Below are 23,347 nucleotides of genomic sequence, written 5' to 3'. Positions count from 1 at the left end.
ATGGCCGCGCCGACCTGCTGGATCGGGGTGGCTGCTGCGGCGCATGTCCGCATCGGCCGCGAGCAGGGTTTTGTCATGTTCGCCCATGGCAAACACAGCGCCGTGAGGCAGCTCCGGCCCGGCGATGCCTTTGTCTATTATTCGCCCACCGAAACCTTGGGCGGCATGGATGCGGTGCGCCGCTTCACCGCCATCGGCACCATTGCCGAAGGTGAGCCCGAGCCCAGCAATGTCATGGGCACGACCGACGCCTGGATGCGCCGCGCGCATTATCTCGATGCGCAGGAGGCGGACATCTACCTGCTGCTGCCGCAGCTCGATTTCGTCACCGACCCCAGCCACTGGGGCATATATTTCCGCAAGTCGCTGTTCAAGGCCAGCGCGGCGGACTTCTCACGCATTGCCCAGGCTATGGGCGTCGGCCAACACTTTCATTTCGGAGACTCCTGATGACCGGTACCCTGATCCTCGTGCGCCACGGCCAAAGCGAGTGGAACCTCAAGAACCTCTTTACCGGCTGGCGCAATCCGGACCTGACCGAAAAGGGCATCGGGGAAGCCCGCGCCACCGGCAAGGCGCTCAAGGCCAGGGCCATCGTGCCCGATTGCTACTATACCTCGGCCCTGCGCCGGGCCCAGCATACGCTCGACCTGATGCTGGAGGAGATGGGCATTGCCAATGTTACCATCACAAGGAACATCGCCCTCAACGAACGCGACTATGGCGATCTCTCCGGCCTCAACAAGGATGATGCACGCGAAAAGTGGGGCGAGGAACAGGTGCTGATCTGGCGCCGCAGCTTCGACGTGCCCCCGCCGGGCGGCGAGTCGCTGAAGGATACCGCGGCGCGCACCCTGCCCTATTACGACGCCGAAATCCTGCCTTTGCTCAAGGCCGGCAAGACCGTGCTCGTTGCCGCCCATGGCAACTCGCTGCGCGCTTTGGTCATGGCCATCGAGAACCTGACGCCGGAACAGATCCTCAAGCGCGAAATCGCCACGGGCGAACCAACGATCTACCGGATCGGGACGGATGGGCAGCTTGAGGGGCGTGTTGAGATCTAGGGTCTACGGTTTCCCCAACCTCGTGCGTCATCCTCGGGTCAGGCCCGAGGATGACGCCCGGTGGGTGCGGTGCCAACGGATATGGACTAGGAGACGCCTCACCGATTCACGTGAAACTAGTGCGCCGCCGAAACTACCCCGGCTTCCCAGCCCAGGATCGCCCGCTTGCGCGGGACGCCCCAGTGATAGCCGGTGAGCGCGCCCGACGTGCCCACCACGCGGTGGCAAGGGACCACGAAGCTGATCGGGTTCTTGCCCACGGCCGCGCCCACCGCCCGCGCCGCTGTCGGCCGGCCGATCTGGTTGGCGACGCTTTGATAGGTGGTGGCCTGGCCGCAGGGGATCTTGAGCAGGGTCTCCCACACCTTGACCTCGAAATCGGTCCCGATCAGCACCACCCGCACCGGATGGTCGGGCGACCAGCGCGCCGGATCGAAGGCTTGTGCGATCATCGGCGCCACGCGCGCATCGTCCCTGACGAAGCGGGCATTGGGCCAGCGATTGGCCAGATCCTCGAAGGCCTGTTCGATCGTGGTGTCGGCGTCGGCAAAGCCGAGGCCCGACATGCCGTATTCGGTCGCCGTCACCACCGCCATGCCGAAAGGCGATGGGGCCGCGCCCCAGACCATGTCGATGCCCTCGCCGCCGGCCCTGAAGATGCCCGGCGGCATGGCCTCATAGGCCACGAACAGGTCATGCAGCCGCGAGGTCGAGGAGAGGCCCACTTCGTAGGTTGTATCGAGCACGCTCTCCCTGGCGCGCAGCAGGCCCTTGGCATGGTCGAGCGCCACGGCCTGGGCAAAGCTCTTGGGGCTGAGGCCGCACCAGCGGCGGAACAACTCGGTCAATTGCCGCTCGGTCATCCCCAGTGTGCGGGCAAAGCGACCGAGATCGGCGACGTCGGGGCCATTTTCGCTGAGATAGCGGATGGCGGCGCGGATGGTGTCGTAGTCCGTCGCTGGGGTCATATGTGTGATCTGGTTCATCGGAACACCCATGGTTCGTCTCTGGGTGTCTATCTAGGAAAGGCGGGTTATGGATGCGACCCGGTTTTGACACAAGCATAGGACCAAAAAGTGCCACGCGGTTTTCGGATATTCCTATGCGTCGTCCAAAATCACGCGGTCTGCCGCGCCCGGCGCAGGGCGGTGCCGAAAGCCTTGGCGAAGCTCGAACGGTCCTCCGGCTTGAGGAAGGCGCCGAGCTCGCATTCGTCCTTGCCCGAGCGCAGGCGCATGGCAATGGTCTTTTCGTTCTCGTCGCGATCCAGCACCAGCCGCACTGCCTTGGGATCGAACCGGCGCAAACTGCGCGTGCCGTGGCGATCGACGATGACCACTTCGAGCTGGTCGGTCCACAATGTCACCTGCTGCGCCAGCCGACGCTGCCGCGATTGCCGCACCGACAGGGCCGTCATGCCCACCCCGCCAATGCCGAACGCCGCTGCGGCCGGCAGCAGCACTTCGGGCGCCAGCACGGCCAGCGGCGTCGCGGCTATGGCGGCAATGACAAACGCCACCCAGCCGCCAGTGATGCGCGGCGAGCGATCGGGCTTCAACGCGGCGGCGAATAGCGGCGTGGTGGTTGTGGCTTGCATTGGCATGGCTGACTCTTGGACACTGACTATAGGCGCAGAATCAGGGGCGAGAACATGGCCGGACCGAAAAAAGTGAAGGCGCTTCCCAAGGCCGATGTGGAGGCGATCTTCGCGCGCTTCCACGAAATCGAGCCCGAGCCCAAGGGTGAGCTCGATTATCTCAACGCCTTTACCCTGCTGGTCGCGGTGGTGCTCTCCGCCCAGGCCACCGATGCCGGTGTCAACAAGGCCACCAGGCGCCTGTTTGAACTGGCGCCTTCGCCGGCAGCCATGGTGGCCCTGGGCGTCGATGCCATTACCGAGCTGGTCAAGACCATCGGGCTCTATCGCGGCAAGGCCAGGAATGTCTTCGCGCTGAGCCAGATTCTCATCGACAAGCATGGCGGCGAGGTGCCCGAGGATCGCGAGGCGCTCGAGGCTCTGCCCGGCGTTGGCCGCAAGACCGCCAATGTGGTGCTCAATATCTGGTTCAGGCATCCCACTATCGCGGTGGATACCCATCTGTTCCGCGTCGGCAACCGCACCGGCCTCGCCCCCGGCAAGACGCCGCTCGCGGTGGAACAGCAGCTGCTCAAGGCGGTGCCGGCGCAATATCTGCTGCACGCGCATCACTGGCTGATCCTGCATGGCCGCTACGTCTGCAAGGCGAGAAAGCCCGAATGCTGGCGCTGCGCGATTCGGGAGTGGTGCCGGTTCGAACCGAAGACGCCGCTGCCGAAGGGGAATTAGCGCGTGGCAGCTTAGCTCCCATGGCCTTGCGCCATCGTGGCCGCGAAGATCGGGATCAGCATAAGCATCCCTGCCTGCAGGTGGATATAATGGCGGCTCGTGGCCACTTCCGCTTCCGGCACGGCGTAATCCGCGTCGCCCTTGCGGGCCTTGTCCCAGCCGCGGATGGCCAGCGTCGGCCTTATGCTCAATAGGCCAACGGCGAGGAATGCGGCCATCTTGGCCCAGAAGGCATAGTTAGTGACGTAATATTCCCAGCCGCTGGCGCCCAAGATCACCCGCAGCACGCCGACGACCACCACCAGCCCCGCCACCGCCCCATAGGCAGCATCGATCCGTGCCAGCTGCCCGATGCGGGCGCCGCCAAGGCCCGGCCGCAGCAGGGCGAATTCGGCGGCCAGGACGGCCACCAGCAGGAACACCGCCAGGTGATGGCCACTGGCCAGAATGAGGTCGATATCCATTTGCGAGCCCTCAGCATGTCATGTTATCAGCGCTCACATATATTCACTCATAAGTAAACGATGTCAACATCCCAGCAAAATGCCCCCTATCACCATGGCGACCTGCGCAATGCCCTGCTCGAGGCGGCTTTGGTCATTCTCGAGCGCGAGGGGGAAGCCGGGCTTGGCCTGCGCGATCTGGCGCGGGCCGTGGGCGTCTCGCCGGCAGCGCCCTATCGCCATTTCGACAGCCGCGCAGCCCTGCTCGAAGCGCTTGCCGTCACCGGTTTCCAGCGCTTCACCCGGGCCATGGAAGATGTGGCAGAAGCCAATCCGCCCGACATGCTCCCGGTCATGGGCAAGACCTATGTGCTGTTTGCGCTGCGCAATGCCGCGCTGTTCCGGCTGATGTTCTCGCCCCAGCTCAAGCGCGACAATCGCCCCGGCCTGCGCATGGCGGCCGATGCCGCCTTTGCCACCCTGCGCCATGTCAGCGGCGGTGATACCAGCAATGGCCGCGTGACGGCGCTCGCCGCCTGGGCCCGCGTACACGGCCTCGCCGTTTTGCTGCTCGATGGCCAGATCGCCCTGCAGGCCGGTGAGGATATCGAAGCCCTGATCAGCGAAATCATCGACCGGCACTAGGTTGCCCTGTTTTCCCCTATGCTCTAAACCGGCTGACGGCTTTTCCCCGCGCCGGAACCTCCTGATGACCCAGACCCGCTTCGACGTCCTTACCATCGGCAATGCGATTGTCGATATCATCGCCCCCGTCGAACCAGGCTTTGTCGAAGCCGAAGGCATGAAAGAGGGCATCATGCACCTGATCGATACCGATCGGGCCGAGGACCTCTATGGCAAGATGCCGCTGGGCCGCCAGCAGATCTCGGGCGGCAGCGCCGCCAACACTGCGGCCGGTGTCGCCTCGCTGGGCGGCCGCGCCGCCTTTATCGGCAAGGTGGCCAATGACCCGCTGGGCGATGTGTTCGAAAGCGATCTCAACGCTACCGGCGTCCACTACAATACGAGCCGGCTTAAGAACGGCGCCCTGACCGGGCGCTGCATGATTTTCGTCTCCGGCGATGGCGAGCGGACGATGAACACCTATCTCGGTGCCTGCCACGAACTGACCGAGCGCGATATAGACCCCGACGAAATCGGCAGCGCCGCCATCACCTATATGGAAGGCTTTCTGTGGGACCCGGTGGAAGCCAAGAAGGCTTTCGTGCTGGCAGCGCATTATGCCCACAAGAACGAGCGCGCCGCCGCCCTGACGCTCAGCGATCCCTTCTGTGTCGATCGCTATCGCGCCGAATTTCTCGATCTGATCCGGTCAAAAACCATCGACTATGTCTTTGCCAATGTGCACGAGCTCAAATCGCTCTACCAGACCGAGGATCTGGGCGAGGCAGTGCGCCAGGTGGCCAAGGATACCGAACTGGCCGCCATCACCATGGGCGCCGAGGGCGCCATGGCCATCTATAATGGCGAAGTGACCTCGGTCCCCGCCTTCCCGGTCGACAAGGTGGTCGATGCCACCGGCGCCGGCGACCTCTTCGCCGCTGGATTTTTGCTGGGCATGGCCCGCGGCCAGACGCTGGAATCGGCGCTCAAGACCGGGTGTCTGGCAGCGAGCGAGGTGATTTCCCATATCGGGGCACGACCGCAGCTGGATTTGCAGGATTTGACTGCCGAACACGGGTTGGCGGGGTAGGCGCTGGGCGGCACGCCCTCGTGGTTCGAGGCGCTGAAGAAGCGCACCTCACCATGAGGGCTACTGTTGGCTCGATATTCCAGCAGCCCTCATGGTGAGGTGCGAGCTCTTCGCGAGCCTCGAACCACGAGGGCGTGGCACCTATATCCCCAAGCTCCCGCGCATCTGCGCCAGCGCCTCCGCCGTCGTCGCTGTCGGCCGGAATTCCAGTCCCACGGCGCCGGCATAGCCCTGCCCCTCCAGCCAGTCGAGCTTCTGTTTGAGCGGCAGGCCACCGCTGCCCGGCTGGTTGCGGCCGGGATGGTCGGCGATGTGGACATGGACAATGCGGTTGAGCCGTCCGGCCACCACGGCCTCGGGGTCCTCGCCCATCACCATGGAATGGTACATGTCGTAGGTGATGCCGATTTCCGGCCGGTCGACGGCATCGACAATGTCGAGCGCCTCGGCGGTGCTGGTGAGATAATAGCCGGGATGGTCGACCCGGTCGTTGAGCGGTTCGAGCCCCAGAACCACGCCCGACTCCGCCAGAATGTCGGCCGAGCGCGCCATGGCGGTGGTGAGCGCCTCGTGCTGCCTGGCGCGCTCGACACCATCGAGCAGCGGCCCCGACTGGCAGATCAGCACCGGTGCGCCGAGACGCAAGGCTACGTCGCGGCTCTGTTCGAGGCCGGCGAGAAACCGCTCATGGTCGCCCTCGCGCGTCAGTTCGGCAAACGGCTCGGCCACGAGGCCGGCCAGCTTCACCCCGGTTTCGCCGAGGGCGTCTTCGATGGCATCGAGATCCTTGTTGGACCAGCGCCAGAATTCGACGAGCCCGAAACCCGCGGCTGCGGCGAGGCGGATGCGTTCTGCCGGCTCGGGGCTTTCCGGCACGAACAGCATTTCGATACAGGCGGAAAGGCGGGTCATGCGAGCCGTGAGCCGCTGTTCATTTCGGCGAGGATCGCCCGCGCTGCCGCGGCCGGGTCGGCGGCGGCGATGATCGGGCGGGCCACCACCAGGTGGCTGGCGCCCGCGGCCAGGGCCTCGGCCGGGCCCATCACGCGCTTCTGGTCGCCTATGGCGCTGCCTGCCGGCCTGATGCCGGGGGTCACGATCGCCATTTTCGGCCCGATGATGGTGCGGACCATTTCGGCCTCATGCGGCGAGGCCACGACCCCGCCAATGCCGGCATCGCGCGCCTGCTGGGCCCGCAGTGCCACGAGGCCCGCCGCGTCCCGCTCATAGCCGGCTTCCCGGACATCGGCATCGTCCATCGAGGTCAGGACCGTGACGCCCAGCACCTGGAGCGCGGAGCCGGCAGCCGCCCGGGCGGCGGCGCGCATGGCCTTGGGATAGGCATGCACGGTCAGCATGGTGGCGCCGGTTTCGGCTATGGCCGCCACGCCCTTTTCCACCGTGTTGTCGATGTCGAGCAGCTTGAGATCGAAGAAGACCTGCTTGCCGGCCTTGAGCAGGTCCTTGCCCAGCGCGAAGCCATCGGCGCCATAGAAGCACTGGTAACCGATCTTGTAGAAGCTGACGCTGTCGCCCAGCATTGCCACGATGTCCTCGGCGCGGGCGCGCGACGAAACGTCGAGGCCCACGATCAATTGGCCCGTCATGAGTCTTCCTCCGATGTCGATTATCCGCCGGGACTAGACCATATCGTGCGTATTCGCAACCGGCGCGGCGAACCAGCCCGGCGCGAAATCCTCCATCGCCGTCCATTCGCAGCCCAGTTCGCCTGCCGCGAGGTCGAACACGAAGCAATTGCCGCCGCCGCGATGGCCATGCCGGCTCTGGTCCTCGCGGCGCGCGATGGGGCGGCCCGCCAAGTGGCATTTGAGCAGCGTTCCCACCGCGCCATGCCCGCAGAATACCGCCGGCCGGTTGGCCGGAACGCTCTCCAGCGCCCGGCGCACCGCCGCCACGATCCGGGCCTGCGCGTCGCCGGCTGTCTCCCAGCCTTCGATGCTGTGCTGCGGCTCGGCAAAGAAGCGGTCGGCCGTTGCCTCGAACAGGCCAGGCGTCAGGAAGCCGGTGCTGCTGCGGTCATTCTCGCCCATGGCTTCTTCGGCCACCACCGGTCCGCCGATCGCCGCCGCTATGGCGCCGGCCAGGTCCAGCGCCTTGTTTTCGGTGCTGGAAAAGATCATCGCGCCTTCAGGCACCACGCCGCGCGACGCAAAGGCTTGCGCCCGCGCCAGGCCTTCCGGGCTCAGGCCCCAGCGCGGCGTTGGCACCGCGGGGTCGATCACCACCTGCGGATGCGTCACATAGAGCGCCCGCATGGGTTCACCCGCGCCTGATATGGGTGAGGTCATGCACCAGCGTATCGACCTTGCGGATAATGGCTGGTTCGACCAAATCGCCCTTGTCATCGAAAGCCTGCTCATCCGGCCCGATGCCCAGCAGGCCTGGCACCACCAGCCCGCCCACCTTGCTCAGCGAATCGCGCAGATGGCTCAGCGCCCAGATGGTGCCATACTTGCCCGAGCTGACCCCGCCAATGCCGATCACCGGATGGCGGAACGGGCTCGGCTTCTGCCGGCTGAGCCAGGCCAGTGCATTGACCAGCAGCGGCGGCAGCCCGCCATTATATTCGGGCGTGGCGATGAAGACGATGTCGTGGCTCCGCCACAGCTCGGCCAGCCGTCCGGCGGCTTCCGGCACATGGTCGGGCTCGAGGTCTTCATTGAAGATCGGCATGTCGAAATCGCCCAGCTCGATGGCGTTGACCGTCACCCCTGCCACTTCGAGCTTGCGCCCCACATGCTGCTGTAACATCCGGTTTTGCGAACCCTTGCGGATGGACCCGGAAAGCGTGAGCGCGGTGGTCATAGTCTGTCCTGTGATTTTCCCTCGAAAGTGACCCGGCCCGTTCGTCGTTGCAAGAGCATTGACGGACTCGTCAGCATAGCTTATTCACTTAAGACAACACTTAAGTATAGAGGAAAAAACTATGTCTACCATGATCTTCGTCAATCTTCCGGTACGCAATCTGGCTGCTTCCATGGCCTATTACAAGGCGCTCGGCTTCGACCACAACCCGCAATTCACCGATGACACCGCCGCTTGCATCGTCATCAGCGACACCATTTTCGTGATGGCCCTGACCTACGGCAAGTTCGGGGAATTCTCCAGCAAGCCCATTCCCGACCCGAAAACCACGACGGCCGCCCTCTATGCGCTGTCATGTGACAGCCGCGAAGCCGTCGATGCCATTGCCGAAGCAGGCATCAAGGCCGGCGGCACCGAAACCCGGGACCGGCAGGACTATGGCTTCATGTATGGGCGTGCCGTTGCCGATCCGGATGGCCATGTCTGGGAATATACCTGGATGGACATGAGCCAGACCCCCAGCGAATAGCCGGGCTTCAAGCCTCGAACATCTTCTTGAGCTTGGTGAAGAAGCCGCCCGAGGTGGGGCTGTTTTCTTCGGTCTCGAGCTTGGCGAATTCTTCCAGCAATTCGCGCTGGCGCCGGCTCAGCGCCTGCGGCGTCTCGATATCGAGCTGCACATAGAGATCGCCGACATCCTTGGATCGCAGCACCGGCATGCCCTTGCCCTTGAGCCGCACCCGCTGGCCCGGCTGGGTGCCGGCAGCGACCTTGACCTTGGCGCGCGCCGCGTCGAGCGTCGGCACTTCGAACTCCCCGCCCAGTGCGGCCGTGGTCATGGCGATGGGTATGCGCGCATAAAGGTCGGCGCCATCGCGCTGGAACAGATCATGCGGGCGGATGGAGATGAAGATATAGAGATCGCCCGGCGGACCGCCGCGCAAGCCGGCCTCGCCTTCATTGGCCAGGCGGATGCGGGTGCCGTCCTCGATGCCCTTGGGGATATCGACGCTGAGCTTGCGGTTTTCCTGCCGACGGCCCTGGCCGCCGCAATCGGTGCAGGGCTGGTCCATCATCTGGCCGCGACCCTGGCAGACCGGGCAGGTGCGCTCGATGGTGAAAAAGCCCTGCGCGGCGCGGACCTTGCCATGCCCGTTGCATTGCCGGCAGGTATGGGTGCCGGTGCCCGGCTTGGCGCCCGAGCCGTCGCAGGTGGTGCAGCCCACCAGGGTCGGCACGTCGATTTCGACCGTGCGGCCCTCAAAGCTCTCTTCGAGGCTGATTTCGAGATTGTAGCGCAGGTCGCTGCCACGCAGCTTGGCCGCGCCGCCGCCGCCGCGCCGCTGCTGGCCGCCCATGAAGTCGCCGAAAATGTCGTCGAAGATATCGGACATGGACGAGGTGAATTCCGGCCCGAACCCGCCGGCGCCGGGGCGCCCGCCGCCATTCTCGAAGGCGGCATGGCCGAACCGGTCATAGGCGGCCCGCTTCTGGCCGTCCTTGAGCGTGTCATAGGCCTCGTTGATTTCCTTGAACTTGGCTTCCGCTTCGTGATTGCCCGGATTGCGGTCGGGGTGGTGCTGCATGGCGAGCTTGCGATAGGCGCTCTTCAGCGCTGCGTCGTCGGCGCCCTTCTGCACGCCGAGCACCTCGTAGAAATCCCGTTTGGACAAAAACCCGTTCTCCAATGCAGCCGGTCGCGTCGCGCGCGCCCAGCCTGAAACCTAGCCCCTAGATGGCAATCGACCCCACGCCCCGCAAGGGGCTGGGGTCGTGATGGGGCAAAACCACTGCCCGCTCATAGCAAGAGCGGCCGGCGGCTTCAACAATGCTGATTCGGCCTGGGCATCGTGCGCACAACGATGCGGCAACAATGATGCTAGCTGTGCCGGGCCGGCGCGAAGGCCTTGCCCAGCGCATCCGCCGCATCCGACTGGGCGAACAGCGCCTTGGTGACGACGAGGCCGAGGCCGAAAAACCCCTGCGTCACACCCTCATAGGTCCAGCAATTGACTGCCACGCCGGCTTGTTCGAGCGCTTCGGCCAAGGCTTCGCCCTCCGAGCGCAGCGGGTCGATTTCGGCCAGTATGAGGGTTGCCGGGGCTACGCCGGCCCAATCCTGCTGCGCCACCAGGTTGATGCGGCCGTCGCCCGCTTCGGCCTCATCGCCCAAGAGCTGCCGGAACCGCCAGCGCATCGCCGGCAGGCCGATCGGCCGCGCCCGCAGCGTCTGGCCGTAGGAGGGGGTGGTGAGATCGTTGCCCGCGATCGGATGGATCAGCAGCTGATGCACCGGCTGCGCGCCGCGCGCATCCCGCGCCCGCAAGGCCACATGGGCGGCCAGGTTTGCCCCGGCATCCTCGCCGGCCAGTGCCAGCCGTTTCGGATCGCCGGCCAGCGCCTTGATCCCTGCGGTCATCCAGAGCCAGGCCGCCCAGGCATCCTCATGCGCGGCGGGGAATCGATGCTCCGGCGCCAGCCGATAGCCCACCGAAACCACAATGGCGCCAGTCCGCCGCGCCAGGGCGCGCGCCGAGGCGTCATGGCTGTCGAGATCGCCGGTGACAAAGCCGCCGCCATGGAAATACAGCACCACCGGATTGAGCCGGCTGAGCAGGCCCATAGGCCGATAGATTCGCGCCGGCAGCTCGCTTTCGGCGCCGGGGATGACGATGTCCTCCACCGCGATGCCGTCATCCGGCCGCGTGCGACCCTGCCGGCCGAGAATGGCGCTGATCGCCTCGGCCGCCCGCGGCTGCCGCCGCGCCGCTTCCGGAGACAGCAGTTCCAGCGACCGCGCGCCCATGTCGGCGAGGCCATCGAGCACATGCTTCATATCGGCGTCGATCCGGCTCATCGGATCGCCGCCGATCAACTCGGCAAGCCGGCCGATGGAATCGTCGGCAGGATGCCGGGACAGCTCCTGGCTGGGTGAATCGGTCATGGCGCGGCCTCGCAATATCGTGAATGCCCCTTGGACAGCCAAAACCGGGAGGGAGTTGGGCGCCAATGGGCCCATTTTGCGGCGAATGGATTCACGTGAAACGCGGTGAGACGCTTCTCCCACCCAGGAGCCCACCCTACCCCTTGTGGGGAGGGAAGGACGACTGCCGCATCCCAAACAAAAAGGGGCCCGGCTGGCGCCGGACCCCCCTCAATTCATGTGAGATCGATCAGGCCGACTTCTTGTCGTCGTCGTCCTTGACCTCTTCGAAGTCGGCATCGACCACATCGTCGTCGCCGTCATCGTCTGTGCCATTGGCCTTGGCCTCGGCTTCCGCCTGGCTGGCCTTGTACATGGCCTCGCCCAGCTTCATCGAGGCCTGCGCCAACGCATCGGTCTTTTCCTTGATGGCGTCGCCATCTTCGCCATCGAGCACGCCGCGCAGGTCGGTGATCGCGGTTTCGATCGCGGCCTTGTCCTCGGCCGTGACCTTGTCGCCATATTCGCCCAGCGACTTCTCGGTCGAGTGGATCAGGCTCTCGCCCTGGTTCTTGGCTTCGACCGCTTCGCGCTTCTTCTTGTCGGCCTCGGCATTCTGCTCGGCTTCCTGCACCATCTTCTCGATGTCGGCGTCCGAAAGACCACCCGAGGCCTGGATGCGGATCTGCTGCTCCTTGCCGGTGCCCTTGTCCTTGGCCGAAACCTGCACGATGCCGTTGGCGTCGATGTCGAAGGTCACTTCGATCTGCGGCACGCCGCGCGGTGCGGGCGGAATGCCGGTCAGGTCGAAATTGCCCAGCAGCTTGTTGTTGGCGGCCATTTCGCGTTCACCCTGGAACACGCGGATGGTCACGGCGCTCTGGCTGTCCTCGGCGGTCGAGAAGGTCTGGCTCTTCTTGGTCGGGATCGTCGTGTTGCGGTCGATCAGGCGGGTGAACACGCCACCCAGCGTTTCGATGCCCAGCGAGAGCGGGGTCACGTCGAGCAGCAGCACGTCCTTGACGTCGCCCTGCAGCACGCCGGCCTGGATGGCCGCGCCCAAAGCCACGACTTCGTCCGGGTTGACGCCCTTGTGCGGCTCCTTGCCGAACAACTGCTTGACCGCTTCCTGCACCTTGGGCATGCGGCTCATGCCGCCCACCAGCACGACTTCGTCGATCTGGCTGGCCGACACGCCGGCATCCTTCATCGCCTGCTTGCAGGGCTCGATGGTGCGGGTGATCAGGTCATCCACCAGCGATTCCAGCTTGGAGCGGCTGAGCTTGAGCGTCAGGTGCTTGGGGCCCGAGGCGTCGGCGGTGATGAAGGGCAGGTTGATTTCGGTCTGGGTCGAGCTGGAGAGCTCGATCTTGGCCTTTTCGGCAGCTTCCTTGAGGCGCTGCAGCGCGAGCTTGTCGGAGCGCAGATCGATGCCCTGTTCCTTCTTGAACTCGTCGGCGAGGTAATCGACCAGGCGCATGTCGAAGTCTTCGCCGCCCAGGAACGTGTCGCCATTGGTCGACTTCACCTCGAACACGCCATCGCCGATTTCGAGGATGGAGATATCGAACGTGCCGCCGCCCAGGTCATAGACCGCGATGGTGCCGGTATTCTTCTTGTCGAGGCCATAGGCGAGCGCCGCCGCCGTCGGCTCGTTGATGATGCGCAGCACTTCCAGGCCGGCAATCTTGCCTGCGTCCTTGGTGGCCTGGCGCTGGCTGTCGTTGAAATAGGCCGGAACGGTGATGACAGCCTGCGTGACGGTCTCGCCGAGATAGGACTCAGCGGTTTCCTTCATCTTCTGCAGGATCATGGCCGAGACCTGGCTCGGCGAATACTTGTCGCCCGAAGCCTCGACCCAGGCGTCGCCATTGTCGGCCTTGACGATCTTGAAGGGCACAAGGTTCTTGTCCTTGGCCACCACGGCGTCGTCGAAGCGGCGCCCGATCAGGCGCTTGACCGCAAACAGGGTATTTTCCGGATTGGTGACTGCCTGGCGCTTGGCCGGCTGGCCGACGAGACGTTCGCCATCCTTGGAGAAAGCGACCATCGAGGGGGTGGTGCGCGCCCCTTCCGCGTTTTCGATGACCTTTGGATTGGTGCCGTCCATAACCGCGACGCAGCTATTGGTGGTGCCCAGATCGATACCGATGACTTTAGCCATTATTCTAGCCTCTCTTTCAGCAAACCCATGGTGAAACCCCTCTCGCGAGGCAGTCCCGTGGCCATCAGGCCGGGTTCCTTGCAACTGGAATGCGCCCATTGCTGGGCTTGCTGGCTATATAGGGGGGTGGCCCGGTGGCTTCAAGCGCTTCCGGGCGGCAAAACAATACGGCGCCACCCCGGCCGGGGCGGCGCCGTATCACCGCGCGAGGGCGTTAGTCGTAGATCGTGTATTCGTTCAGCGAACAGATATCGACCGCATTGATCACGGTCTCGCTCTCGTCTTCCATCACGAACTTGAAGTCGTATTCGCACTGGTCCGAGCCATCGCCGATGGTCACCGTGCCCTGATAGCCTGGTTCCAGCGTGCCGTTCTCGCCCAGCAGGTCATAACCCCAGTTGGAGTCATTGCTGGGTGAGGTATAGAAATAATGCAGGGCCCGCGCGCTGTTGTTGATCAGCGTGAACTCGACACTCTGCGCGGCAGCAGGCATGGCGCTGGCCAGCAGCGCCAGGACGGCAAGGCCGCCCCTAAGATTGAAGCTCATGAAAATTCTCCCAAACCAGCGGCGATGCGCCGCCAGCAGCGAATTACATACCACGCCGGGATTAATTGGGAATGGCCGTTCGATGGCTCAGTCGTAGATCGTATAGCTGCCCAGGTCGCAGATATTGATCTCGTTCACCACCGTCTCGCTGCGGTCGCCCATGATGAACTTGAAGTCGTAGTAGCACTCGGTCGAATCGTCGGCGATCGTCACCGTGCCATTGTAGCCGGCGCGCAGCGTATAGCCGCCCCGCAGCAGGTCCGGCCCCCAGCTCGTGGAGTTGGATGGGCTGGCATAGAAATAGTGCAGCGAGCGGTTGCTCTCATTGTAGAGCGTGAAATAGACGTCCTCGGCTGCAACCGGCAAGGCGCTGCCCAGCAGGACCAATGCGGCCGCGCCACCCTTGATGATCGTGTTCATGACTGCGTCCCCGGCTGATCGGTCCTCCCGGGACCGATGGCAGAAATCTGGCAAAGCCGAGGTGCCTGTCCAACCCCTGTTCATGGGGGCGCATGCCCCGGTGACGGCGATGGCAAAAGACTCTAGAAGACCACCATGTTCGCCCCCGGCTCAGTCCTGCTGCACGACACGCTCGCTCCATCAGGGGAAAACCTGCTGTTTTCCGCGCCGCGCGACATCCTCGTTGCCCATGATGCGGCGGGCGTACACGCCGCATTGGCCCGGCTTGAAGCTGCCAATGCGGCCGGCCTCCATGCCGCCGGTTTCCTCGCCTATGAACTGGGTTTCGTTTTCGAGGAGCGGCTGGCCAAGTTCCTGTCGCCGCCCGGCCCCACGCCGCTGCTCTGGCTCGGACTTTATGATGCGCCCGAACGGCTGGGTGCTGCCGAGGTCGCTTCCCGTCTCGCCGCCATGGCCGGCGCCGGCGGCGCCCTCGATATCGTCCCCCGCATGGATGAGGCCGCCTATACCGGCGCCTTCGATACGGTCAAGGCGCTGATATCGGATGGCGACACCTACCAGGTCAATCTGACCTTCAAGGCCGGCTTTCGCCTCGATGGCGATCCGGTGGGGCTTTATCGCGATCTCGTGCGCAAGCAGCCCGTCGCCTATGGCGCCCTCATCAATACCGGGGCGCAGTGGATCCTGTCCCGTTCGCCCGAACTCTTCGTGTCCAGTCGCGGTGGCCAGCTCGCCGCCCGCCCGATGAAGGGCACGCTCAAGCGCGGCCGCACCATTGCCGAAGACGAGGCCGGCCGCGCCGCCCTGGCCGGTGACGCAAAGAACCGTGCCGAAAACCTGATGATCGTCGACCTGCTGCGCAACGATCTCGGGCGCGTCGCCGAAATCGGCTCGGTCAAGGTCACCGACCTGTTCACGGTGGAGACCTATTCGACGCTCCACACCATGACGTCCGGCATATCGGCCCGCCGCCGCCCCGGCGTCACCACCTCGGGCGTCCTCGCCAATCTCTTCCCCTGCGGCTCCATCACCGGGGCGCCAAAACTGCGCGCCATGGAAATCATCCACCAGGTCGAAGCCGGCCCGCGCGGCGTCTATACCGGCTCCATAGGTCATTTCGCGCCCCGTGGCGACTTCACCCTCAACGTCGCCATCCGCACCGCTGTCATCGACGTCGAGGGCAATGGCGAGATCGGCATCGGCGGCGGCATCGTCGCCGACAGCGTCGCGGCCGACGAATATCGCGAGGCCCTGCTCAAGATGGCATTCTTCACCAGTCCGGCCGACCCGGTCACCCTGATCGAAACCCTGCTCTGGGAGCAGGCGGGGGGCTACACCCTGCTCGACCGGCATCTCGATCGCCTGGCCGCCTCTGCCGCCTATTTCGCCCTGCCCTTCGATCGCGCGGTGATCCTGGCCCTGCTCCAATCCCAATCCTTCCCTTCCGGCGCCATGCGCGTCCGCCTGACGCTCGACGCTTCCGGTCCGGCCGTGGCCGCGGTCCCGCTGCCGCCCAATCCAGCGCTCTTCCGCTTCGTCATCGCCCCGGAAAAACTCGAATCGCAGAGCCTCTGGCTCATGCACAAGACCACGAACCGCGCCTTCTACGACGCGCCCCGTCAGGCGGCCCATGCGGCGCAGGGCGTGGACGAGGTCGTGTTCCTCAATGAGCGCGGCGAACTCACCGAAGGCTCGATCACCAACCTTTTCATCCAGCGCGACGGCGTCCTGCTCACCCCACCCCTCTCCTCCGGCCTGCTGCCGGGCACCCTGCGGGCCGAGCTCATCGCCACTGGCAAGGCTGTCGAGCAGGTTTTGATGCTGGACGATCTCGAAGCAGCCGAGGCAATCTGGCTCGGCAATTCCGTGCGCGGCCTCATCCGCGCCGAATGGGTGAAGTAGAGCGTTGCCAGGAAAAGTGGCTGCCGGTTTTCCGGTTCGGCAACGCGACAGTAAGGAGATGCAGCGATGATCGAAATCACCCCGCGCGACGTCCTCGTCGTCGTCGACATGCAATATGATTTCCTGCCCGGCGGCAGCCTTGCCGTCGCAGGGGGCGACGAAATCGTGCCGCTCATCAATACGCTGGCCAAAAAGTTCGCCAATGTCGTCTTCACCCAGGACTGGCATCCGGCGGACCACATTTCCTTCGCCAGCCAGCATGATGGCAAGAGCCCGTTCGAGACCGTGGACCTACCCTATGGCATTCAGGTTCTCTGGCCCGACCACTGCATGTGGAATACGCACGGCGCCGAACTCTCTGCCGATCTCGATATCCCCCACGGCCAGCTCGTCATCCGCAAGGGTTACAACAGGCTGATCGATTCCTACTCCGGCTTCCAGGAAGCCGACCGCGAAACTCTCACGGGCCTTGCCGGCTATCTCAACGAACGCGATGTCGGCCGGTTGTATATCGTGGGCCTCGCCACCGACTACTGCGTCGGCTGGACCGCCATCGACGGCGCTGCCGCGGGCTTCGACGTCACGGTCATCGAGGACGCGACGCGGGCGATAGACAATGCGGGGAGCTTGGCCAGGGCCTGGGTGGATATGGCTGAGGCGGGGGTGGAGCGGGTGATGAGCAAGGATATTCTGGGGTAAACCGGTGCCACGCCCCCGTGGTTCGAGGGTCGCTACGCTCCCGCCTCACCATGAGGGCTGTTGGAGCACCGAGTTGGAAGTAGTCCTCATGGTGAGGTGCGAGTTCTTCACGAGCCTCGAACCACGAGGGCGTGGCACAGCACCCCCTAAAACGAAAAATCCCCGCTCGCGCGGGGATTCACGTGAAACGCTCAGCTCAAAGCCTTACGCGCTCTTGTCCACCGCCTCGTCGGCCGGCGCATGGCTCGGGCCGCCCTTGGCGACGCCCACCATGGCAGGGCGCAGCACGCGGTCGCCGATGGCGAAACCGGCCTGCACCACCTGCACGACAGTACCTTCCGGCTTGCTCGGGTCTGGCACTTCGAACATCGCCTGATGCTTGTGCGGATCGAATTTCTGCCCTTCGGCCTCGATCGGCTTGACGCCGTGCTTGGCCAGCAGCCGCTGCATTTCGCGTTCGGCCAGCTCGATGCCCTCGATCAGGCTCTTGGTGGTGGCGTCGCCGCTTTCGCGCGCCTCCGGCGGCAGCATGACCAGCGCGCGGCTCAGCGCGTCGGTGGCGCTCAGCATGTCGCGGGCAAAGCCGGAAATGGCATAAAGGCGCGTGTCGTTGACATCGCGCTCGGTGCGCTTGCGCAGGTTTTCCATCTCGGCATGCGTGCGCAGCACACGATCCCTGAGCTCGGCATTCTCGGCGCGCAAAGCCTCGATCGGATCGACCTCGGGCGTTTCCGGCGTCTCGACTTCAGGCGTCTCGCCCGAGGCGGCGTTTTCGTCGCTCATCATTGTTCTGTTCCGCAAGTTTCAATTTTGTCCCGCATATCGGCCAAATGCGGCAGGTTTTCAAGCCTGACGCGACCTAGGGTCGCTTCCGCGCCATCATGGCGCTGATCACATTGGCGGTATAATCCACCACGGGCACGATGCGCGCATAGTTGAGCCGGGTCGGCCCGATCACCCCCAGCACGCCCACCACCTTGTCATTGGCGTCCTTGTAGGGGGAAAGGATCACCGAAGACCCCGACAGCGAGAACAGCTTGTTCTCCGAGCCGATGAAGATGCGCACGCCCTGCGCCTTCTCGGCATCGCCGAGCAGGTCCAGCAGCCCGTCCTTGCTTTCCAGCTCATCGAACAGCTGCCGCATGCGCAGCAGGTCATCGCTCGCCATGGCGTCGTTGATGAGATTGGCCCGCCCGCGCACGATCACCGTCGGCTGGCTGGAAGGCGAGGCCTGCGCCAGCGTTGCAATGCCGGCATCCACCAGCTTCTGCGTCAATTCGTCCAGCTCGGCCCGCTGCTCGGCCCGCAGCGCGGCCAGCGCTTTGCGCGCCTCGGCAATGGTGCGCCCCACCACGTGATGGGCAAGGTAATTACCCGCCTCCGTCAATGCCGAAGCGGTGAGGCCGGGCGGAATGTCCATGATGCGGTTTTCCACCTGCCCGTCCTGCCCGACGAGAATGGCCATGGCCCTGGTGGCGTCCAGCCGCACGAATTCGATATGCCGCAAAATGATATCGGCCTTGGTGGTGATGACCACGCCGGCGCCCTGGCTGAGGCCCGAGAGCAACTGGCTGGCCTCGGTCAGCACATCTTCCACCTGCCCGCGATGTTGCCCTTCGATGGACTTGGCGATCTGGCTGCGCTCGCTTTCGTTGACGGCGCCCACTTCGAGCATGGCATCGACGAAAAACCGCAGGCCTTCCTGCGTCGGCGCTCGTCCCGCCGACGTATGCGGCGCCGCGATCAGCCCGAGATCCTCGAGATCGGCCATCACATTGCGCACCGAGGCCGGCGACAGCCCCATCTGCAGCATGCGCGACAGGTCGCGCGAGCCCACCGGCGATCCGGTGTCCAGGTATCGCTCGACGATCTTCTTGAAAATGTCCTGGCTGCGGGCATTGAGCACGCTCAGGAAGTCTTCGGGCGGTCTGACCATGCTGTGTTCGATAAAATCGTCCGCTTTAACCCTGCGCTCTCATTTAAGCGCATTGCAGCCTCCCGCCAAGCTCCCGCCGCTTGTGAGCCGGCCCGGCTAGGGTTAAGAGGCGGTTAACTGCAATTTCTGACGGATTCCCGATGCGCCCTTCCGGACGTGAGCCCAACCAGATGCGTTCCGTGACCATCGAGCGCAATGTCGCCCAGAAGGCGGAGGGCTCCTGCCTCGTCAGCTTCGGCAATACCAAGGTGCTGGTCACCGCCTCGGTCGAAACCAGCCTGCCCGGCTGGCTGCGCGGCAAGGGCCAAGGCTGGGTCACCGCCGAATACGGCATGCTGCCCCGCGCCACCGGCTCGCGCACCCGCCGCGAGGCCACGGCCGGCAAGCAAAGTGGCCGCACCCAGGAAATCCAGCGCCTCATCGGCCGCTCGCTGCGCGCCGTGGTCGATATGCAGCTGCTGGGCGAAAACCAGATCACCGTGGACTGCGACGTGCTCGAAGCCGATGGCGGCACCCGCACCGCCTCGATCACCGGCGCCTATGTGGCTTTGGCCGACGCCGTCAATTGGATGGACGAGCGCAAGCTGACCAAGGGCAAGGCCCTGCGCGATTCGGTCGCCGCGGTGTCCTGCGGCATCTATCGCGGCGCCCCGGTGCTCGATCTCGATTATCTCGAAGATGTCGAAGCCCATACCGACGCCAATTTCGTCATGACCGGCTCCGGCAAATTCGTCGAAATCCAGGGCACGGCCGAGCAGGTCCCGTTTTCGCGCGAAGAATTGAACAGCCTCATGACGCTGGCCGAGCAGGGCATTGGCGAACTGACGCTGATGCAACAGGCGGCGCTGGAAGCATGATGTTTTTCGGCAAGAAGAGAGCCCCCTCATCCGCCCTTCGGGCACCTTCTCCCACAAGGGGAGAAGGGGATCCGGTGCGTGGGCTTGATGGTGCCAAAAACGCGGAGGCACCCTTCTCCCCTCGTGGGAGAAGGTGGCTCGGCCAAGCCGAGACGGATGAGGGGGCCTTTTCCGAGCGCAACTGCGCCATCTGGCAAGACATTCGTCGCGCGCTGGAGGGAAGCAAATGAGCATCCCCCGCCTCCGCGAAGGCGACCGCCTGGTCCTCGCCACCCACAATGCCGGCAAGCTCAAGGAATTCCAGGAGCTGTTCGAGCCCTATGGTCTCGATCTGGTTTCGGCGGGTGAACTCGGCCTGCCCGAGCCCGAGGAAACCGGCACCACCTTTGCTGAAAATGCCCGTCTCAAGGCCCATGCCGCCGCCCATGCCTCCGGCATGCTGGCGCTTTCCGATGATTCCGGCCTCTGCGTCGATGCGCTCAATGGCGATCCCGGCGTCTACACTGCCGACTGGGCCGGCGTGCCGCGCAATTTTGCCCATGCCATGAAGCGGGTGGAAGATGCGCTGCAGGCCGCCAACGCCACCGAGCCCTCGCGCCGGCGCGCGTCGTTCAACGCCACGCTCTGCCTTGCCCACCCCGATGGGCGTGACGTCATCTTTTCCGGCGTCTGCCCAGGCACTTTGGTCTGGCCGCCGCGCGGCGAGCGCGGTCACGGCTATGACCCCATGTTCATGCCCGATGGCTATGACATCACCTTCGGCCAGATGCCCCCCGAAATGAAGCATTCCTGGTCGCCCGGCGAACAGGGCCTCAGCCACCGCGCCCGCTCCTTCGCCAAATTCGTGGAGGGCCAGATTGAGCGGTGATGGGATCCATTTGCGTGGAGCGAAAGTCACCTCTCCCCTGAGGGGAGAGGCCGACCCGAAGGGTCGGGTGAGGGGTTCAGCGCCGCATTGGGCACCGTGCTCGTCACCAGCACTGAACCCCTCACCCCACCCTCTCCCCTCAGGGGCGAGGGAGCCCACGTTCAGTGGGACTAACGGAACGGCTTCAGCTCCGTCCCGTGGGTGCCGCCCATGAGCAATCCCAACGACCTCTTCGGGGTTTACGTGCATTGGCCGTTCTGCGCGTCCAAGTGCCCCTATTGCGACTTCAATTCCCACGTCCATCGCGGCCCCTTCGACGAGATCGACTATGTCGCCGCCTATGAGCGCGAAATCGCCACGGCGGCCGAGCTGGCGCCGGGCCGTGTCGTGCAGTCGGTATTTTTCGGCGGCGGCACCCCATCGCTGATGAACCCGCAATCCACCGGGCGGATTCTCGACGCCATCGCCAAACACTGGACGATGGATGCCAATGCCGAGATCACGCTGGAGGCCAACCCCACCAGCGTCGAGGTCGACCGCTTCCGGGGCTATCGCGCCGCCGGCGTCAACCGCGTCTCGCTCGGCGTCCAGTCCCTGCGCGAAGGCCCGCTCGCCGAACTGGGCCGCCGCCATACCGTGGACGAAGCCATCGCCGCTGTCCGTATCGCGCAGTCGGTCTTCGAGCGCTCCAGCTTCGATCTGATCTATGCGCGTCCGAAGCAGACGCTGGAAGATTGGGAAGACGAGCTCAAGGAGGGCCTCTGGCTGGCCCAGGGCCATGTCAGCCTCTACCAGCTCACCATCGAGCAGGGCACGCGCTATTTCGACCTGCACCAGGCCGGCAAGCTGCAGATGCCCAACGAGGACCTGGCCGCCGATTTCTATGAAATGACGCAGGAGCTGACCGCGGCTGCCGGACTGCCCGCCTACGAGATTTCCAATCACGCAAGGCCCGGCCAGGAAAGCCGCCACAATATGCTCTATTGGCGCTATGGCGAATATGCCGGCATCGGCCCCGGCGCCCATGGCCGCCTCATGATCAACAACCAGCGCCACGCCACCGCTGCCGAGAAAATGCCCTTCGACTGGCAGAAGCAGGTGAAAGCCAAGGGCCATGGCATGGTGGTGGACGATGTCCTCACCTGGGAAGAGCAGGGCGACGAATTCCTCGTCATGGGCCTGCGCCTCAAGGAAGGCATCTCCCCCGCCCGCTTCACCGCCATTTCCGGCCGCCAGATCAGCAAGACCCAGATCGAAGCGCTCAAGGGCTACGGCTTCGTCGAGTCATTGCCGAACGGCAATCTCCGCGTGACGGACAAGGGCTTTCCGGTGCTCGATGCCGTGGTAGCGGATTTGGCGGCCTGACTCTATCCATTGCCACACCGGAGTCATGGCCCGATCCCCTGGTCGACACTTAAAGCCCCGCTCCCTCCACCATCTGCGCGCCGCCTGGCATGATCCGCTTGATCACCAGCGCATATTCCGCCCGTCCATTGCCCAGGAACCGGAACACCCCGTCGCGCCCGTTAAAGCCCTGGGCGTTCGTCATCAGCACGGGATTATAGGGCGGCGTCGCCATGGAGAGCGTGTTCACATTGGCCAGGATGACCGCCGTATAGGCGATGGTCGCCAAGGCATGCGGCTGGCCGCCGAACTGGCGCTGGTAATCGGCTGCTATCGCCGCCATGCCTGCCGGGTCGACCGCAGGATAGATGGCGCCGCTGAGCGGACTGGCCGTGGCAATTGTGGGGTCGCCCTCCCAGTCGGCCGAGCCGACGATCTGGACGGCATCGGGCGCGATCCCTGCCTGCGCCAGCAGCACGCCGAAGCTCGGCGCGGTCGCCCGGTCCGGCAGGAACAGCGTATCGATCATGCCCTTCTGGATTTGCGGCAGCGCCTGATCGACGATCTGCCTGGCTTCTTCCACATTGGAGAATGTATAGACCGCCGATGGCGCGAAGCCCGCAATCGCCGCCTGCTGGCGGAAGGCGGTCTGCTGGGCCTGCCCGAAGGCCGTGGCCGGGAATACGCCGGCAATGCCGCGCCGGCCCTGCGTCTTGAGCCAGTTGAGCGAGCGCTTCATCTCCATGTCGGGCAGCACGCTCAGCAGGTATACGCCCGGGCCGGCGGCTGTGGGATTGTTGGAAAAGCCGATCACCGGCACCCCGCCCGATCGCGCCACCGCGCCCACTGCCGTCACTGCCTCCGCCGTGAGCGGCCCCAGAATCAGCTTGGCCCCGTCGGCCAAAGCCGCACTCGCCGCCGCTGTGGCCCCGGCCACTGTGCTGCCGGTATCGCGCAGGCTGATGGTGATATTCTCCGCGATATTGGGATTGGCTTCGACAAAGGAAATGGCCAGCCGGCTGGCATTGGCCAGCGATTGCCCCACCTGTGCCAGTCCGGGATCGCCGGTCAGCGGCAGCAGCAGCGCCACCTGCACCGGCCCGCGGCCGAAACTCTGCGCCGGGCCTGATGGCATCATGGCCGGCTGCATGGGCATGGTCTGGGCATTGCCGCCCCCGCCGCCGAAGTCGAGCACCCGCGAGCCGATCTGGATGGGCGAGCAGGCGGCGAGCGCAATGAGGCCCACCGCGCCAAGACCCCGTGCTATGACTTTCCCGAGATTCCGCATGTCGGGCCTCTCAATGCTAGCAGTCT

At 64.7% G+C, this 23,347-nt stretch carries 26 protein-coding genes; 11 read left to right on the top strand and 15 right to left on the bottom strand.

Features of this window, described 5'->3' with window-relative positions; genetic code table 11:
• Together ASD04_RS10045 and ASD04_RS10040 are read left to right on the top strand one after the other, a co-directional pair.
• Nucleotides 1–450, top strand: coding sequence for an EVE domain-containing protein (locus tag ASD04_RS10045; protein WP_056255988.1), 450 nt, complete (start codon nt 1–3; stop codon nt 448–450).
• Nucleotides 450–1,064: a 2,3-bisphosphoglycerate-dependent phosphoglycerate mutase gene (locus tag ASD04_RS10040; RefSeq protein ID WP_056255985.1), complete on the top strand. Its 615-nt coding sequence runs from the start codon at nt 450–452 to the stop codon at nt 1,062–1,064. The genes ASD04_RS10045 and ASD04_RS10040 overlap by 1 nt, the downstream gene beginning before the upstream one ends.
• A gap of 116 nt (nt 1,065–1,180) precedes the next feature.
• On the opposite strand, the gene ASD04_RS10035 is transcribed toward ASD04_RS10040, so the two are convergent.
• Both ASD04_RS10035 and ASD04_RS10030 read right to left on the bottom strand, forming a co-directional pair.
• Nucleotides 1,181–2,062 (bottom strand): bifunctional helix-turn-helix domain-containing protein/methylated-DNA--[protein]-cysteine S-methyltransferase, encoded by an 882-nt coding sequence (locus tag ASD04_RS10035; RefSeq protein ID WP_056255981.1) that lies wholly within the window; start codon nt 2,060–2,062, stop codon nt 1,181–1,183.
• A gap of 119 nt (nt 2,063–2,181) precedes the next feature.
• Complete coding sequence (locus ASD04_RS10030; protein ID WP_082531131.1) at nt 2,182–2,667, bottom strand: DUF2244 domain-containing protein; 486 nt, start codon at nt 2,665–2,667, stop codon at nt 2,182–2,184.
• 48 nt (nt 2,668–2,715) lie between these two features.
• Between ASD04_RS10030 and nth the strand changes: the two genes are divergently transcribed.
• Nucleotides 2,716–3,390, top strand: a complete 675-nt coding sequence (nth, locus tag ASD04_RS10025) for an endonuclease III (RefSeq protein ID WP_056255976.1) — start codon at nt 2,716–2,718, stop codon at nt 3,388–3,390.
• An 11-nt stretch (nt 3,391–3,401) separates the two neighbouring features.
• Here the strand turns inward: nth and ASD04_RS10020 are convergent, their stop codons facing one another.
• A complete protein-coding gene (locus ASD04_RS10020; protein WP_056255973.1) occupies nt 3,402–3,854 on the bottom strand; it encodes a DUF2214 family protein in 453 nt (150 codons plus the stop codon).
• A gap of 60 nt (nt 3,855–3,914) precedes the next feature.
• On the opposite strand from ASD04_RS10020, the gene ASD04_RS10015 reads away from it, so the two are divergent.
• Nucleotides 3,915–4,478 (top strand): TetR/AcrR family transcriptional regulator, encoded by a 564-nt coding sequence (locus tag ASD04_RS10015; protein WP_056255964.1) that lies wholly within the window; start codon nt 3,915–3,917, stop codon nt 4,476–4,478.
• Between the two features lie 64 nt (nt 4,479–4,542).
• Nucleotides 4,543–5,547: an adenosine kinase gene (locus tag ASD04_RS10010; protein WP_056255960.1), complete on the top strand. Its 1,005-nt coding sequence runs from the start codon at nt 4,543–4,545 to the stop codon at nt 5,545–5,547.
• 141 nt (nt 5,548–5,688) lie between these two features.
• Here the strand turns inward: ASD04_RS10010 and ASD04_RS10005 are convergent, their stop codons facing one another.
• The 4 genes from ASD04_RS10005 to ASD04_RS09990 are packed head-to-tail and all read right to left on the bottom strand — an operon-like array spanning nt 5,689 to nt 8,373.
• On the bottom strand, nt 5,689–6,459 hold the full coding sequence (locus tag ASD04_RS10005; protein ID WP_056255957.1) for a TIM barrel protein: 771 nt from the start codon (nt 6,457–6,459) through the stop codon (nt 5,689–5,691).
• Nucleotides 6,456–7,154, bottom strand: coding sequence for an orotidine-5'-phosphate decarboxylase (gene pyrF, locus ASD04_RS10000; protein ID WP_056255954.1), 699 nt, complete (start codon nt 7,152–7,154; stop codon nt 6,456–6,458). The genes ASD04_RS10005 and pyrF overlap by 4 nt, the downstream gene beginning before the upstream one ends.
• A gap of 33 nt (nt 7,155–7,187) precedes the next feature.
• Entirely contained in the window at nt 7,188–7,823 is a 636-nt protein-coding gene (locus ASD04_RS09995) for a histidine phosphatase family protein (protein WP_056255952.1), read from the bottom strand.
• A gap of 4 nt (nt 7,824–7,827) precedes the next feature.
• Nucleotides 7,828–8,373, bottom strand: coding sequence for an NADPH-dependent FMN reductase (locus ASD04_RS09990; RefSeq protein WP_056255949.1), 546 nt, complete (start codon nt 8,371–8,373; stop codon nt 7,828–7,830).
• Nucleotides 8,374–8,494: 121 nt separating this feature from the next.
• On the opposite strand from ASD04_RS09990, the gene ASD04_RS09985 reads away from it, so the two are divergent.
• A complete protein-coding gene (locus ASD04_RS09985; RefSeq protein WP_056255947.1) occupies nt 8,495–8,902 on the top strand; it encodes a VOC family protein in 408 nt (135 codons plus the stop codon).
• Nucleotides 8,903–8,909: 7 nt separating this feature from the next.
• Here the strand turns inward: ASD04_RS09985 and dnaJ are convergent, their stop codons facing one another.
• The 5 genes from dnaJ to ASD04_RS09960 all read right to left on the bottom strand — a co-directional run bounded on the left by dnaJ (nt 8,910) and on the right by ASD04_RS09960 (nt 14,427).
• Entirely contained in the window at nt 8,910–10,046 is a 1,137-nt protein-coding gene (gene dnaJ / locus ASD04_RS09980; protein ID WP_056255945.1) for a molecular chaperone DnaJ, read from the bottom strand.
• A gap of 206 nt (nt 10,047–10,252) precedes the next feature.
• Complete coding sequence (locus tag ASD04_RS09975) at nt 10,253–11,317, bottom strand: alpha/beta hydrolase (RefSeq protein WP_056255943.1); 1,065 nt, start codon at nt 11,315–11,317, stop codon at nt 10,253–10,255.
• A gap of 229 nt (nt 11,318–11,546) precedes the next feature.
• The gene (dnaK, locus tag ASD04_RS09970; protein ID WP_056255941.1) at nt 11,547–13,460 is read right to left on the bottom strand and encodes a molecular chaperone DnaK; all 1,914 of its coding nucleotides are present in this window, start codon (nt 13,458–13,460) and stop codon (nt 11,547–11,549) included.
• Nucleotides 13,461–13,674: 214 nt separating this feature from the next.
• Nucleotides 13,675–14,007 carry a hypothetical protein gene (locus ASD04_RS09965; RefSeq protein ID WP_056255940.1) on the bottom strand — a complete coding sequence of 111 codons (333 nt, stop codon included), beginning with the start codon at nt 14,005–14,007 and terminating at the stop codon, nt 13,675–13,677.
• An 87-nt stretch (nt 14,008–14,094) separates the two neighbouring features.
• A complete protein-coding gene (locus tag ASD04_RS09960; RefSeq protein ID WP_056255937.1) occupies nt 14,095–14,427 on the bottom strand; it encodes a hypothetical protein in 333 nt (110 codons plus the stop codon).
• A gap of 135 nt (nt 14,428–14,562) precedes the next feature.
• Here ASD04_RS09960 and pabB point away from each other — a divergent pair, with 135 nt between their 5' ends.
• Both pabB and pncA read left to right on the top strand, forming a co-directional pair.
• The gene (gene pabB, locus ASD04_RS09955) at nt 14,563–16,329 is read left to right on the top strand and encodes an aminodeoxychorismate synthase component I (protein ID WP_056255935.1); all 1,767 of its coding nucleotides are present in this window, start codon (nt 14,563–14,565) and stop codon (nt 16,327–16,329) included.
• 66 nt (nt 16,330–16,395) lie between these two features.
• Nucleotides 16,396–17,028: a bifunctional nicotinamidase/pyrazinamidase gene (gene pncA, locus ASD04_RS09950; RefSeq protein ID WP_056255933.1), complete on the top strand. Its 633-nt coding sequence runs from the start codon at nt 16,396–16,398 to the stop codon at nt 17,026–17,028.
• A gap of 204 nt (nt 17,029–17,232) precedes the next feature.
• On the opposite strand, the gene grpE is transcribed toward pncA, so the two are convergent.
• Nucleotides 17,233–17,811, bottom strand: coding sequence for a nucleotide exchange factor GrpE (grpE, locus tag ASD04_RS09945; RefSeq protein ID WP_056256574.1), 579 nt, complete (start codon nt 17,809–17,811; stop codon nt 17,233–17,235).
• A 76-nt stretch (nt 17,812–17,887) separates the two neighbouring features.
• A complete protein-coding gene (gene hrcA / locus ASD04_RS09940) occupies nt 17,888–18,964 on the bottom strand; it encodes a heat-inducible transcriptional repressor HrcA (protein WP_056255930.1) in 1,077 nt (358 codons plus the stop codon).
• A gap of 140 nt (nt 18,965–19,104) precedes the next feature.
• Between hrcA and rph the strand changes: the two genes are divergently transcribed.
• From rph to hemW, 3 genes are all read left to right on the top strand, one after another.
• Nucleotides 19,105–19,821 (top strand): ribonuclease PH, encoded by a 717-nt coding sequence (rph, locus tag ASD04_RS09935; protein ID WP_056255927.1) that lies wholly within the window; start codon nt 19,105–19,107, stop codon nt 19,819–19,821.
• A gap of 226 nt (nt 19,822–20,047) precedes the next feature.
• On the top strand, nt 20,048–20,689 hold the full coding sequence (locus ASD04_RS09930) for a non-canonical purine NTP pyrophosphatase (protein ID WP_056255925.1): 642 nt from the start codon (nt 20,048–20,050) through the stop codon (nt 20,687–20,689).
• A 210-nt stretch (nt 20,690–20,899) separates the two neighbouring features.
• Nucleotides 20,900–22,054, top strand: coding sequence for a radical SAM family heme chaperone HemW (gene hemW, locus ASD04_RS09925; protein WP_056255922.1), 1,155 nt, complete (start codon nt 20,900–20,902; stop codon nt 22,052–22,054).
• Between the two features lie 49 nt (nt 22,055–22,103).
• Here hemW and ASD04_RS09920 read toward each other — a convergent pair whose 3' ends face one another.
• Nucleotides 22,104–23,321, bottom strand: coding sequence for a penicillin-binding protein activator (locus ASD04_RS09920; protein WP_082531129.1), 1,218 nt, complete (start codon nt 23,319–23,321; stop codon nt 22,104–22,106).
• Nucleotides 23,322–23,347: the final 26 nt, after the last annotated feature.

It is taken from the genome of Devosia sp. Root436, from assembly GCF_001426345.1.
GTDB lineage: Bacteria > Pseudomonadota > Alphaproteobacteria > Rhizobiales > Devosiaceae > Devosia.
This window is presented reverse-complemented; position numbering and strand designations above follow the sequence as displayed.

Excerpts from the sequence above, each read along its gene's own strand:
- ASD04_RS10045 (WP_056255988.1), top strand. The coding sequence starts at position 1 with ATGGCCGCGCCGACCTGCTGGATCGGGGTGGCTGCTGCGGCGCATGTC.
- ASD04_RS10040 (WP_056255985.1), top strand. The coding sequence starts at position 450 with ATGACCGGTACCCTGATCCTCGTGCGCCACGGCCAAAGCGAGTGGAAC.
- ASD04_RS10035 (WP_056255981.1), bottom strand. The coding sequence starts at position 2,062 with ATGGGTGTTCCGATGAACCAGATCACACATATGACCCCAGCGACGGAC.
- ASD04_RS10030 (WP_082531131.1), bottom strand. The coding sequence starts at position 2,667 with ATGCCAATGCAAGCCACAACCACCACGCCGCTATTCGCCGCCGCGTTG.
- nth (WP_056255976.1), top strand. The coding sequence starts at position 2,716 with ATGGCCGGACCGAAAAAAGTGAAGGCGCTTCCCAAGGCCGATGTGGAG.
- ASD04_RS10020 (WP_056255973.1), bottom strand. The coding sequence starts at position 3,854 with ATGGATATCGACCTCATTCTGGCCAGTGGCCATCACCTGGCGGTGTTC.
- ASD04_RS10015 (WP_056255964.1), top strand. The coding sequence starts at position 3,915 with ATGTCAACATCCCAGCAAAATGCCCCCTATCACCATGGCGACCTGCGC.
- ASD04_RS10010 (WP_056255960.1), top strand. The coding sequence starts at position 4,543 with ATGACCCAGACCCGCTTCGACGTCCTTACCATCGGCAATGCGATTGTC.
- ASD04_RS10005 (WP_056255957.1), bottom strand. The coding sequence starts at position 6,459 with ATGACCCGCCTTTCCGCCTGTATCGAAATGCTGTTCGTGCCGGAAAGC.
- pyrF (WP_056255954.1), bottom strand. The coding sequence starts at position 7,154 with ATGACGGGCCAATTGATCGTGGGCCTCGACGTTTCGTCGCGCGCCCGC.
- ASD04_RS09995 (WP_056255952.1), bottom strand. The coding sequence starts at position 7,823 with ATGCGGGCGCTCTATGTGACGCATCCGCAGGTGGTGATCGACCCCGCG.
- ASD04_RS09990 (WP_056255949.1), bottom strand. The coding sequence starts at position 8,373 with ATGACCACCGCGCTCACGCTTTCCGGGTCCATCCGCAAGGGTTCGCAA.
- ASD04_RS09985 (WP_056255947.1), top strand. The coding sequence starts at position 8,495 with ATGTCTACCATGATCTTCGTCAATCTTCCGGTACGCAATCTGGCTGCT.
- ASD04_RS09975 (WP_056255943.1), bottom strand. The coding sequence starts at position 11,317 with ATGACCGATTCACCCAGCCAGGAGCTGTCCCGGCATCCTGCCGACGAT.
- dnaK (WP_056255941.1), bottom strand. The coding sequence starts at position 13,460 with ATGGCTAAAGTCATCGGTATCGATCTGGGCACCACCAATAGCTGCGTC.
- ASD04_RS09965 (WP_056255940.1), bottom strand. The coding sequence starts at position 14,007 with ATGAGCTTCAATCTTAGGGGCGGCCTTGCCGTCCTGGCGCTGCTGGCC.
- ASD04_RS09960 (WP_056255937.1), bottom strand. The coding sequence starts at position 14,427 with ATGAACACGATCATCAAGGGTGGCGCGGCCGCATTGGTCCTGCTGGGC.
- pabB (WP_056255935.1), top strand. The coding sequence starts at position 14,563 with ATGTTCGCCCCCGGCTCAGTCCTGCTGCACGACACGCTCGCTCCATCA.
- pncA (WP_056255933.1), top strand. The coding sequence starts at position 16,396 with ATGATCGAAATCACCCCGCGCGACGTCCTCGTCGTCGTCGACATGCAA.
- grpE (WP_056256574.1), bottom strand. The coding sequence starts at position 17,811 with ATGAGCGACGAAAACGCCGCCTCGGGCGAGACGCCTGAAGTCGAGACG.
- hrcA (WP_056255930.1), bottom strand. The coding sequence starts at position 18,964 with ATGGTCAGACCGCCCGAAGACTTCCTGAGCGTGCTCAATGCCCGCAGC.
- rph (WP_056255927.1), top strand. The coding sequence starts at position 19,105 with ATGCGCCCTTCCGGACGTGAGCCCAACCAGATGCGTTCCGTGACCATC.
- ASD04_RS09930 (WP_056255925.1), top strand. The coding sequence starts at position 20,048 with ATGAGCATCCCCCGCCTCCGCGAAGGCGACCGCCTGGTCCTCGCCACC.
- hemW (WP_056255922.1), top strand. The coding sequence starts at position 20,900 with ATGAGCAATCCCAACGACCTCTTCGGGGTTTACGTGCATTGGCCGTTC.
- ASD04_RS09920 (WP_082531129.1), bottom strand. The coding sequence starts at position 23,321 with ATGCGGAATCTCGGGAAAGTCATAGCACGGGGTCTTGGCGCGGTGGGC.